Source organism: Paraburkholderia denitrificans (genome assembly GCF_042655705.1).
Classification (GTDB): domain Bacteria; phylum Pseudomonadota; class Gammaproteobacteria; order Burkholderiales; family Burkholderiaceae; genus Paraburkholderia; species Paraburkholderia denitrificans.
This window is the reverse complement of record NZ_JBHSMP010000038.1, coordinates 263073-274692: the sequence shown is the minus strand read 5'-3', so window position 1 is coordinate 274692 and position 11620 is coordinate 263073. Positions and strand designations below refer to the sequence as shown.

The window sequence follows — 11620 nt, the reverse complement described above, 5'->3', positions numbered from 1 at the left end:
TACACGACAAGCGCGTGCGGATGCTCGGCGACTTCCGGGTCCAGATTATTCTGGATCATGCGATAGGCGGCTTCCGCAAGCCAGGTCTTGCAGACCTTCTCCGCACCGCGCGGCGCGCGGATCGTGCGGGTCGGATCGAGGCGGGGATCGGTATAACTCGGATGGTTCATGGCGTCCGTGCGTGTCGGAAAAGAGAGTGTCCTGAGGGCAGCGCAGTCGCACGCCCTTTTGTGGGCGCCCGCATGGCGCTGAAACTTAGGCCAAGTCTACCGCCGCCAAGTTGTATATACAACTCGTTTCAGTAATTTAAGCGTAGGGAATTACCCTGGAAAACAGCGAAAATCAAGCACCTACGGCCCGATGGGCAGGCAATGCAGCATCCTTCATGGCTAGACAACATGATGGGTACAGCAGCAATTAAAAATGCGCAGCGAATTGGCGCAAGGCCGCACGCCGGGGCGACGGCGTGCGAGCAGGCGGGACGGAAGGAGCGCGATTGCGCCGGTGCCGGGTGGGCCGGGTGCGCCGAATGGAAGCGCGAAGCGCCTCAAACAGTCCCGGCGAGATGAAACCGGGACGACGGATGCCACAGCCGCACGGACGTCGCCACATGGCGCCCGACCCAGGTGCGCCGAATCAGCAGCAGGCACGGTTCGCCGATTTCCATCTTCAGATACTGGCGCACGTGCGCATCAGGCTTTTGCGCATAGATACGGAATTCGGCGCGCTGCACCGGCGCGAGCCGGACCATGTAGTGATTGGGCGTTTCCAGCGTGAAGTCCTGCGCCAGATAATCCGGAAAGACCTGCGGATTCACATAGCGGTCTTCGTACTGGATCGGCTCGCCCTCCTCGTTGTGGACGATGCGCGAATGAAACGCGGGCCCGGATTCGAGTTCGAGCGCCGCGATGGCGGACGGGTCGTCGCTCGTCGCCAGCGACAGCACGCGTGCCGTATGGCGATGGCCGCGCGCGGCGATTTCATCGGCGATATTGCGGATTTGCAGCACCGTCGACTCGTATTGGCGCGGCGCGACGTACGTCCCCGATCCTCGCACACGGTTCAGCACGCCTTCAGCCATCAGTTCGCGCAGTGCCCGCGAAACCGTCATGCGCGCGACGCCGAATTCCTTGACCAGTTCCGTCTCCGAGGGCACGACGTCGCCCGGGCCCAGAACGCCTTTTTCGATCTGTTCGAGGACGTAGCGCTTGATTTGTTCGTAGGCGGGCAAGGTCGCGCCACGTGCCGAATTATTTTGCATGGGTTCGAGCTGGGTATGAACGGGTGAACGGCCGACCATGTGCGGCCGGCCCTCATTTTACCGTCGCCCGGCAGCGTTGCCTTGACGCATGCGTAACACATCACCCCGCGCTCACCCGGTTGCGCCACGCCATCACGCAACGCGCAACCGCCCTTCATGCCCCCCATGCCCTTCATGCAGCAAACCGTGCTGTAAAAACCTGAAACCGCGTCGCTCGATTAAAACGAGCACGGCGCACTTTCGTGCGCCGCTCTTTTCTTTTACTTCGGCTGTTCGACGTAACGCAGATACGGCTTCAACGTCCTGAATCCTTGCGGGTATTTCTGCTTCGCGGCATCGTCCGAAACCGACGTCGGGATAATTACGTCTTCGCCCTGCTTCCAGTTCACGGGCGTCGCGACAGAGTGCTTCGCATTAAGCTGGAGCGCATCGAGCAAACGCAGCACCTCGTCGAAATTGCGTCCCGCGCTCATCGGATAGACGAGCATGGCCTTGACCTTCTTGTCGGGCCCGACGATGAACACCGAACGCACCGTGGCGTTGTCCACCGCCGTGCGCGTACCGCCGCTCGCGTTCGGATGAATCATGTCGTAAAGCTTCGCGACCTTCAGATCGTCGTCGCCAATCATCGGGTAATTAACCGCGGCGCCCTGCGTTTCCTCGATGTCCTTGACCCACTTCCGGTGATCGCTCACGGGGTCGACACTGAGGCCGATAATGCGCGTATTGCGGCGGTCGAACTCCGGCTTTAGCCGCGCCATATAGCCGAGTTCCGTGGTGCAGACGGGCGTGAAATCCTTCGGGTGCGAGAACAGAATGGCCCAGTGATCGCCAATCCAGTCGTGAAAGTGAATCGTGCCTTCGGTGGTCTCCGCTGTGAAATCCGGTGCGTCTTCTCCTAGTCGAATTGTCATCGCCAGCCTCCATAAGAGTTGTAGATACATGGGCGCTCAAGAGCGCACTCCATGTCGTTGAATTGTAGACAGCGGATCACGCGGTTTCAGACTTCTTGTCGCCCGCGCCGTGCAATGCGGGCAATGCACGTGCCTGCTATGTTGTTGGTCGGATGAATGCGTTTCGAGTCATCGTGAACGTTATGAAACATATTCGAATCGCAAATCGACGAGCGTTGGCCCGGCTCGCGGGCATTGCACCGCTGCATCAAGGACCGAGTGCGAGCGGAGAAAACGGCCATGGCGCGCCAGATGGTCATCGCCCGGCCGTGTTCGATTTCTCGAGCGACGGTAAAGATTTTCTCCTGCACGGTCAGCCATTCCAGATCCGCAGCGGCGAACTGCATCCCGCACGCATTCCAAGGCCCTACTGGCAGCACCGTATTCGCATGACGAAAGCAATGGGCATGAACACCATCGCCCTCTACGTGATGTGGAACTATCACGAAGCACGCCCTGGAGAATTCGACTTTCACAGCGAGAATCGCGACATCGAAGCGTTCATCCGCCTCTGTCGCGACGAGCAGATGTGGGTGCTTTTGCGTCCCGGGCCGTACGTCTGCGCGGAATGGGATCTGGGCGGGCTCCCGCCCTGGCTTCTGGCTGAGCCGGATATCCGGTTGCGCACGGATTCGAAGACGGACCCTCGCTACATTGCAGCCGTCGCGCGCTACGTCGCCGCGCTCGCGCCGCGCGTCGCACCGCTGCTCGCGGCCAACGGCGGGCCGGTGCTGATGATCCAGATCGAAAACGAATTCGGTTCGTATGGCCACAATCCGGCCTATCTCGACGAACTCTGCGCTTTATGGCGCCGCCACGGTATCGACGCGCCCTTCTACACGGAAGACGGTCTCGATCAGTTGCAGAAAAATCATTCGAATGTGCCGGGTGGGGCCATTGCACTGAGCAATGGCGACGCGCGTCAGATACACCTCGCGCGCGAGGCGTATCCCGGCGTCCCCGTGATGGCCGGTGAAGTCTATCCGGGCTGGCTCACGCATTGGGGCGACCTGGAGATGCAGGGCACCGCGTACGATCTTTCCTCGACGCTGCAAGCGTTCATGCGCGAAAGGCTCTCGTTCAACCTTTATGTGATTCATGGCGGCACGAGCTTCGGGTTTTACGCGGGGGCGAACGTGGATCCGCTCACACTCGACTATCAGCCCGACATTACGAGCTACGACTATTCGGCGCCCATCACCGAACAGGGCGTGGCGACGCCGAAATTTCACGCGTACCGTCGCATCATCGGCTCGTATCTGCCGCCCGAATCGCCGCTGTGCGAGATTCCCGATCAGCTGCCGACCGTGCGCCGCTCGGGCCGCCATGCACTGCAGCCGGTGCGCTGGGCATCGTTGTGGAGCAACCTGCCCGCGCCGCTGCCGGTCGACCAGACCGTCGAACCGATGCCGTTCGAACACTATGGTCAGTCGTATGGACTCGCCCTTTATCGCAAACGGCTGAATGGCTACGACGGCGGGCGCTTAACGATCGATGCGGTTCACGATTACGCGACCGTTTTCGTCGGAGGACAGTACGCGGGCAGCATCTCGCGTACGCGCGTTCCGCCGTCGTACGCGCAGTCCGTGCGGCTCGCCGGGCACACGGCGCTGGAATTACCGCCCGCCGTGCCGGATCAGAACGGAGCCGTCCTGCTGGAGATTCTCGTCGAAGGCATGGGCCGCGTGAACTATGGGCCGCATCTGGAGGACCGCAAAGGCATCATCGGATCGGTGACGCTACAGGATCTCGCCGCGCAACCGCATACGCTCACGGGATGGGAAGTCACGCTTTTGCCGATGGATACGGACTATATTGGACGGCTAAAGCCTGCAAGCTCGCTCGCTGAAACGGTTGAAACGGTTGAAACAGCGGAAAAGGCAGGATGGTTCTACCGGGCGACACTGGAACTGGATGCCATCGGCGACACTTACCTCGACATGCGGCACTGGATCAAGGGGCTCGTGTGGGTCAACGGACACGCACTGGGGCGCTATTGGCAGATCGGTCCGCAGCAGCGGCTCTTCTGCCCGGCGCCATGGCTGAAGCCAGGCGAAAACACGATCACGATATTCGATCTACACCAGTGCGAGGCGATGCCGGTCGCATTGGAAACCACGCTCACGTGAGCGATTGCCTGAGCGCGATTCAAGCGGATTGCGCAAGCGCGTGCAGTTCCAGCACGCGCACTTCGAATGGGGCGAGCCGTAACGGCTGTGGATGGGCAACGTCGAGCGACACGGGCAAATGTGCAGCATCACCGCGCCAAACATCGCGCACGGCAAATCGACCACGGTCAAGCGTGGGCAATTCGAGGTCGCGCCGCAGATCGAGTACGAACGTCTGCGTCCGGTCACCCGGATTGCGCAGCGCGACGATACCGGACGGCGCCGACCAGGCAGCCCATCCATAGACTTCAAGTGCATCGGGTGCGCCGCCGATCCAGTGACTGTCGCGCAGCACGTCGGCCCGTGTGCGCGCCCAGCGCGCGGCCTCGGCCAGCAAGTCCCAATCGCCGCTCCGTAAAAGTGCTGGCGTCACGTAGAGTTCCTGCAGTTGCGTGCCGCTTGCGAAATACGACTGCACTTCATGCCGGAATGCCGCGCCATGGCGTTCATTCAGCCGCGCATGCATCTGCGCGAAGATGATGCCGTGAAGCATCAGCGAGTTCAGTGGAAAGAGCGGGCTGCGGCAAACGATATTGCGCCAGGTCTGCGCATCGCGATACGTGATCCAGCGTTCGCGCGGGTTGCCGGTACCGGCCTCGCCATCGTCCGAGCCGCCACGCCAGATCGAATCGACATGGCGCAGCCAGAACGGTGACGGCAAGGTGCCCGTGGAGAGATTCACGAAGACCGCGGGACGCGCTGCGCGAATCTCACCGATCAAATGCATTGCCGCATCCCAGTCGCTGTCGAACTGGCTGTCCGGCACGACGCAATCGGCGTTGCCGGTCCCATCGAACTTGAAATGATTCACGCCGTGCCGGTGCAGCAGGTCCATGACCACTTCACGAAAACGACGGTAATAGTGCGGGCCGGAGAGCGCAAAACCGCCGTCGACGATTTCATAGCCGCGCTCGCGTCCGCGTGCGACGCGCGTCTCGCGCGGTGCACAGTAACCGCCCCAAGGCGACAACCATATGCCTGGCGCCGCGCCGTAGCGCGCGGCCGCTTCGTGCAGCGGCGCGAAACCATGTGGAAATGCGGCGCTGAAACGCCAGTCGCCGCCGAGGTCGTCCCAGCCGTCGTCGAATACGAACGAGTCGATCTGCGCTCCGCGTCGCTCATGCAGTTCCCGGCCGATAGCGCCGATGCGATCGAGCGCATCGGCTTGTGTATAAGGCGTGAGATAGCCGATGTCGTACCATGAGTTGTAGTGCAGGAAAGGCGCGTACGGCCGTGCGCGGCTCGCTTCGAGATAACGGGCGAAGTCTCGCCGCAACTCGCCTGCGCGCGCCACGCCCGCCACCGCCGAAACGACGATGCGCTTGCCGCGTTCGAGCGGCAAACTGCGGCGCAGTGCGAAGCGCAGCCCCGTGCTGTCCGTCTCCACGCATGCGAGCGGATTTTCGATGCCTAGATAGATGTCGTCGACAACGCCCGGCACACCGGGATAGTCGCCACAGACATGGGCATGAGCCGCCAGCACACGCAGCATGGAAATCGCCGCAATGGGCTCGCCGCGGTCTAGTGCCGCAATTTCGAGGCTCATACGCAGCCAGGCGTCACCCGCACGCATCCCCACGCGCCACGTCACATGCAAGCGGCGATTCCGATCGGAAAAAACCGCGTTCACGCGCAACCCCGCCTTTCGCCCTTCGCGGCAGCCGGAATGGGGATCGGCCACCAGTGTTTCCGTTTGGAAAACGTCGAGCAGATCGGAATTCGCGACACCGAACACGACGCCATCCGCCATCGTCAACGCGAATGGTTCCGCCAGCGGCAGTGTGCGTCCATGCATCCGGTCGATCAGCACAAAATCGCCCACGCGCGCCTGCGCAACGCGCCACGCAAGCGCCACGACGTTGTTGCCGAAAGTAAATGCGTCACCGCTTCGCTCGACGCACGGCGCACCGGCGTCCGCGCTTGCCGTTTCCTGATTCGTCTGCATGAGGGCATGCCTCCGAGCCACACTGGATTGCGTGCCGTTCAAGCCTGGTACCGGGTCCGCTCCGGTTGGCGACACGCCAATGCACGCATGTTCAATACGCTAGCGCAAAGCACGCTCGCACAACCTCAACGAATCATCACGCCCTCAATACATACAAAAAATACTGCAATTCGCACGTGTCGGTGCTGCGCACGGACATCGCATTGGCGCCGTCGTCAGCACAATGACCTGTCCGCTGCCAGATTGTTCTTTATTCGGCATCCCTGGCAATTCGTTTCGAACGAGCAATCCAATCGCTTGAAGCGACGCTTAATCGCCGCTCGATCGACTGAAACCCCGCATTGCAGCGCCATTCCACCCTGGTGTCAGTACTGATTCGCACACTACCGCCATCCAGGCAACATTGACGCAACCACCTCTGCACGCGGTCCCGATTGCGGTCAGGCGCGTTCGCCTGGTACGTGTTATCTTTTTGCTAACGGAGTCGAACGCCTGAGCGCACCCGTCAACCGAATGCTGTTATTTTCGCGAGCGTCGCCATGAGTGATGTACGCCACCGCCTGAGTCCGCGCGACCGCGTGGAATTGCTCTGCTGGCTCACCTGCGGGAGCCTCGGGGCGTACTACCTGAACGAAAGCTGGCCGAATGCGGCCTTTCACGTGCAGGCCGCGCACAAGTGGCTCGACCGCCACAGCCGCGAAGCCGACTGGCTCGCGGTTGCAAGACTCACGGCCATTGCGCAGGAGATTGCACAACAGCACGCGTGGTTTGTCGATGCTGCCTGGGCGCGCGACGCTGTCGAAGAGATTCTGGACACCGACGACCTCAACTATCAGGCCAAGCTCGTGCTGCAGGTGCTCAAGGACTGTGAACACGCGCTGGCCGACCGCCGCCCTGCCGATTAAGCAGTTACTCCGTTCAATCGCACCCATTCGGGCCATTAAACTGGCCCGAATAAAAGTCTACGAATCCTTCTTCATCAGTTGATGGAGGCGCAGCGTTTCTCCCCCGGACATACTCGCATTTGCAGCGCTGGCAGATCGCTGGCGCGCTGCTTATGCGGGAGCCGTCAGCCTGACGCTGCCAGCATTCCACCCGAACCGCTACATCCGTTCGAGCCGCCGGATTGTGCCGAACTCGGCACGCGACACCGTGCGAATCACGAGCGCCATCGCTTCGCCCACGCGAGCGCGGTCGAGTTCGACATGCAGGCACGCGAGATCGTGACGTCGATCGATATCGATGGTATGCACGCCAAGCGCACTGCCGAGCATGCGGTGCAGCGCCCGGCGCGCGGATTCGGCTTCGGATGTCGCCACGCGTACGATCATCTGCACGGTAATCACGCGTGGCGCAGCACAGCGGGGCGCGTGTGGAAATGCCTTTGCAACAGGCGTGGCGACCTCATACCTCTGGAGCGTTTGCATCTGCGGGGATTGCACACTGCGACTCGGGACAGTGCATGCATTTGGTTGAACATGCAGCCAATTCTACGAAGCCAGGCGCAAAGCTCGCGTAAACACTAACTGCACAGCCGAAAAAAACACGTATTGCGTTGTTATCGGGCAACGACCTGGCCAGTCATGCGCACAGCGCGTCGGGAGAACCGGGCGTGGCCCTCAACGAAAGTCTGATCGAGACGCATCCACGGCTCATCGCCTTCGTCCACGATACAATGCGGCTCTTCTTTGATCTGCCCCTTGCCGCCTCGTGCACGATATCTCGAACTCCAACCGGGCCTTCCTGCTCGGTCCGTTGCTAAAAGCCGTGTCCCGTTCGTTCTATCTCACGATGCGCGTGCTGCCCGCCGGCATGCGCGATCCGGTCGGCGAGGCATATTTGCTCGCGCGCGCCGCGGACACGATCGCCGACACATCGCTGATCCCGCCCGACCAACGCCTCGCGCTGCTGCTTTCGCTGCGCGACCGCATAAACGGCGCAACGGGAGACGATGCCGGGCTCCAGCGCATCGCCGGTGAAGTGGCGGGCCAGCAGACGCAATCGGATGAAAAGCGGCTGCTCGAATCGCTGGATGACGCGCTCGACGTGCTCGCCCAGCTCGGCGAAACCGATCGGGCTGCCGTGCGCGATATCGTCACGACGCTGACGCAAGGCATGGAATTCGATTTGCGCAGGTTCCCCGATGAACGTTCAGGACGCATCGCGGCGCTCGACACCCTGGAAGACCTCGATCGCTACACGTATCTCGTCGCAGGCTGCGTCGGCGAGTTCTGGACGACGATGACGTATCTGCACCTGCCGGGCGCGCTCGATTCCGCGTTGCGCGAAACGATGTCGCAGCGCGGCGTGCGCTTCGGCAAGGCACTGCAGTTAGTGAACGTGCTGCGCGATTGCGGCAAGGATCTGCGCATCGGCCGTTGCTATCTGCCGGCCTCGATGCTCGCACCAGCGGGCCTGACCGCGGAGGATTTGTTGCAGCCTGGCACATCGTTGCGCGCGCAAGCCATCATGTTCGAACTCGTGCGCATCGCATTGGACCATTTCCGTGCAGCCATCGACTATACGTTCGCGCTACCGCGTCTTTCGGTGCGGCTGCGGCTCGCGTGCCTGTGGCCAATTCTGATCGGACTCGAAACGCTCGAACTGCTCGTTGCGAATCAAGACTGGCTCGATCCCGCGAAGGCGTCAAAGCTCAAACGCAACGACGTCTATCGCATTCTCGCGTATTCGACACTCCTTGCGCCGTCCAATGCACTGCTCGGCCTGTGGTTCGGGCGGCTCATCTCGCGCATCGAGGCACGGATCAAAACGTAAGACGAAAAAAAGGGGCGGCGCGCTGCGCCGCCCCGCTCGCGCTTAATTCTGCCCGGCGCGATAGAGCTTGATAATCGCCGAGAAATCGAGCTTGCCGTCTCCACGGCTGCTCATCGCCTGATACAACTGCTGCGCAAGCGCACCCATGTAGGCCGGTTGGCGCACGCCCTTTGCGGCATCGGTCGCGAGACCCAGATCCTTCAGCATCAGATCCGTGCCGAAGCCGCCGGTATAGCCGCGCGACGAAGGCGCCGTTTCGATCACGCCCGGGAACGGGTTGTACGTGTCCGAACTCCAGCAGCGCCCCGTCGACGTGTTCATGATGCCGCCCAGCACCTTCGGGTCGATACCGAGCGATTCGCCCAGCGCCATCGCCTCCGCAACGCCTGCCATCGTGATGCCGAGTACGAGGTTGTTGCAGATTTTCGCAACCTGCCCTGTGCCGATGTCACCACAGTGGACGATGTTCTTGCCCATCCCCAAGAGGACAGGCTTCACGCTCTCGTAGGCCGCCGCGCTGCCGCCGACCATGAAGGTCAGCGTGCCCGCCGCCGCGCCGCCCGTGCCGCCGGAAACCGGTGCGTCCACAAACGTATTGCCCTGCGCCGCCGCGCGCGCCGCGAACTCGCGCGCGCTTGCAGGATCGATCGTACTCGAATCGATAATCGTCACACCCTGCGCAATGCCGGCCAATACACCATCCTCCGCCGTGAGCACACTGCGTACGTGCGCGGCAGCGGGCAGCATCGTCACCACCCACTGCGCACCGCTCGCGGCAGCCTTCGGCGACGCGGCGCGTTGCGCACCGGCGTCGGCGAGCGACTGCATCGCGGGCTCGCTCAAATCGAACACAGACAGCGTGTGTCCGGCCTTGAGCAGATTCAGCGCCATCGGCGCACCCATGTGACCCAACCCGACAAAACCGATTTTCATGAGCGTGTCTCCCTTTTTATCCTTGCGTGGTGGCGGGGGCGAGCGTTTCAGCGCAGGCTGATCGTCGTGTTCACGCCGTCGCTCACGGTCGCGTCATCGAACCAGCGCGCCGTGACGGTCTTCGTCTGCGTGTAGAACTGCACGACCTGCTTGCCGTACGGACCGAGATCGCCGAGTTTCGAACCGCGCGAACCCGTGAAACTGAAATACGGCACCGGCACCGGAATCGGAATGTTGATCCCCACCTGGCCGATGTCGATCTCGCTCTGGAACTTGCGTGCAGCCGCGCCGCTCTGCGTGAAAAGGCCCACGCCATTGCCGAACGGATTGGCGTTGACGATCGCGATGGCCTCGTCGAGCGTCGCCGCGGTCAGCACCACGAGAACCGGCCCGAAGATTTCATGCGTGTAGATATCCATGTCGGTCTTCACATTCGTGAACACCGTCGGCCCGACGAAGTTGCCTTCCTCGTAGCCCTTCACGTTCACGTCGCGGCCGTCGAGCGCAAGCGTTGCACCCTGCTTCACGCCCGATTCGATGAGCCCAAGAATGCGCGCTTTCGCTGCGCGCGACACGACCGGGCCGACATCGGTGCCGGATTCGTGGCCAGCATTGACCTTCAGCTTCTTCGCCTTCTCAACGAGTTCGGGCACCCACTGCTGCGCGGCGCCCACCAGCACGATCACCGACGTCGCCATGCAACGTTGTCCCGCCGCGCCGAACCCGGCGCCGACGAGCGCATTGAGCGCCTGCTCGCGGTTCGCGTCGGGCAGCACGACGGCGTGATTCTTCGCGCCCATCATCGCCTGCACGCGCTTGCCGTGCTCGCTGCCGAGGCGATAGACATGCGTGCCTACGGCCGTCGATCCGACGAACGAAATCGCCTTCACGAGTTCATGCGTGCAGATCGCATCGACCACTTCCTTGCCGCCGTGCACGACGTTGAGCACGCCCTTGGGAATGCCGGCTTCGAGCGCGAGTTCGACGAGCTGCATCGTCGAGAGCGGATCCTGCTCCGAGGGCTTCAGCACGAACGTATTGCCGCACACGATCGCCATCGGGAACATCCACAACGGAATCATGGCGGGAAAGTTGAACGGCGTAATACCCGCGCACACGCCGAGCGGCTGCTGCAGCGTATAAGTATCGACACCTCCCGCCACGTTCTCCGCGAAAAGGCCTTGCTGCAGCGAGCCGATCGAGCAGGCATGCTCGACCACTTCGAGACCGCGGAAGATGTCGCCTTCGGCGTCGGGCAGCGTCTTGCCCTGCTCGGCCGTGAGCGTCTTCGCGATGCGCGACATGTTCTCGCGAATCAGCGCCTGGAATTTCAGCATGATGCGCACGCGCGCACCAATGGGCGTGTTTTTCCACGTCGCGAAGGCAGCCTGCGCGCTGCGAACGGCTGCGTCGACTTCCTCGACGGTCGCAAACGGCACACGCGCGAGCACTTCCTGCGTGGCGGGATTGACGATGTCACGCCATTCGCTCGTCTTCGATTCGACGAACTCGCCGTCGATCAGCAGCTTGACCGTCGAGACGCGGGCATTCGACGTCTGGGTGATTGCGTTCATCTTGAACCCTC

General features: G+C 62.0%; 11 protein-coding genes. 3 read left to right on the top strand and 8 right to left on the bottom strand.

Annotated elements, in window-relative coordinates; genetic code table 11:
* From ACFPTO_RS23875 to ACFPTO_RS23860, 4 genes are all read right to left on the bottom strand, one after another.
* Positions 1-170: hypothetical protein (locus tag ACFPTO_RS23875; RefSeq protein WP_377715360.1), on the bottom strand; the 170-nt coding region annotated here is incomplete at its 3' end.
* 377 nt (positions 171-547) lie between these two features.
* A complete protein-coding gene (gene hutC / locus ACFPTO_RS23870; protein ID WP_296663375.1) occupies positions 548-1261 on the bottom strand; it encodes a histidine utilization repressor in 714 nt (237 codons plus the stop codon).
* A gap of 260 nt (positions 1262-1521) precedes the next feature.
* Positions 1522-2175 (bottom strand): peroxiredoxin, encoded by a 654-nt coding sequence (locus ACFPTO_RS23865; protein WP_377715329.1) that lies wholly within the window; start codon positions 2173-2175, stop codon positions 1522-1524.
* An 86-nt stretch (positions 2176-2261) separates the two neighbouring features.
* Positions 2262-2561: a hypothetical protein gene (locus tag ACFPTO_RS23860; protein ID WP_377715362.1), complete on the bottom strand. Its 300-nt coding sequence runs from the start codon at positions 2559-2561 to the stop codon at positions 2262-2264.
* Between ACFPTO_RS23860 and ACFPTO_RS23855 the strand changes: the two genes are divergently transcribed.
* On the top strand, positions 2484-4343 hold the full coding sequence (locus ACFPTO_RS23855) for a beta-galactosidase (protein WP_377715359.1): 1860 nt from the start codon (positions 2484-2486) through the stop codon (positions 4341-4343). The two genes, ACFPTO_RS23860 and ACFPTO_RS23855, sit on opposite strands and share 78 nt — an antisense overlap.
* 19 nt (positions 4344-4362) lie before the next feature.
* On the opposite strand, the gene ACFPTO_RS23850 is transcribed toward ACFPTO_RS23855, so the two are convergent.
* Entirely contained in the window at positions 4363-6327 is a 1965-nt protein-coding gene (locus tag ACFPTO_RS23850) for an alpha-amylase family protein (RefSeq protein WP_377715327.1), read from the bottom strand.
* 539 nt (positions 6328-6866) lie between these two features.
* Here ACFPTO_RS23850 and ACFPTO_RS23845 point away from each other — a divergent pair.
* Positions 6867-7232, top strand: a complete 366-nt coding sequence (locus ACFPTO_RS23845; RefSeq protein WP_296663383.1) for a hypothetical protein — start codon at positions 6867-6869, stop codon at positions 7230-7232.
* A gap of 198 nt (positions 7233-7430) precedes the next feature.
* Here ACFPTO_RS23845 and ACFPTO_RS23840 read toward each other — a convergent pair whose 3' ends face one another.
* Positions 7431-7664, bottom strand: a complete 234-nt coding sequence (locus ACFPTO_RS23840) for a hypothetical protein (RefSeq protein ID WP_377715325.1) — start codon at positions 7662-7664, stop codon at positions 7431-7433.
* 382 nt (positions 7665-8046) lie between these two features.
* Here ACFPTO_RS23840 and ACFPTO_RS23835 point away from each other — a divergent pair, with 382 nt between their 5' ends.
* Positions 8047-9102, top strand: coding sequence for a phytoene/squalene synthase family protein (locus tag ACFPTO_RS23835; RefSeq protein ID WP_377715357.1), 1056 nt, complete (start codon positions 8047-8049; stop codon positions 9100-9102).
* Positions 9103-9144: 42 nt separating this feature from the next.
* Here ACFPTO_RS23835 and mmsB read toward each other — a convergent pair whose 3' ends face one another.
* Both mmsB and ACFPTO_RS23825 read right to left on the bottom strand, forming a co-directional pair.
* A complete protein-coding gene (mmsB, locus tag ACFPTO_RS23830; RefSeq protein WP_377715323.1) occupies positions 9145-10035 on the bottom strand; it encodes a 3-hydroxyisobutyrate dehydrogenase in 891 nt (296 codons plus the stop codon).
* A gap of 47 nt (positions 10036-10082) precedes the next feature.
* Positions 10083-11609 carry a CoA-acylating methylmalonate-semialdehyde dehydrogenase gene (locus ACFPTO_RS23825; RefSeq protein ID WP_377715321.1) on the bottom strand — a complete coding sequence of 509 codons (1527 nt, stop codon included), beginning with the start codon at positions 11607-11609 and terminating at the stop codon, positions 10083-10085.
* Positions 11610-11620: the final 11 nt, after the last annotated feature.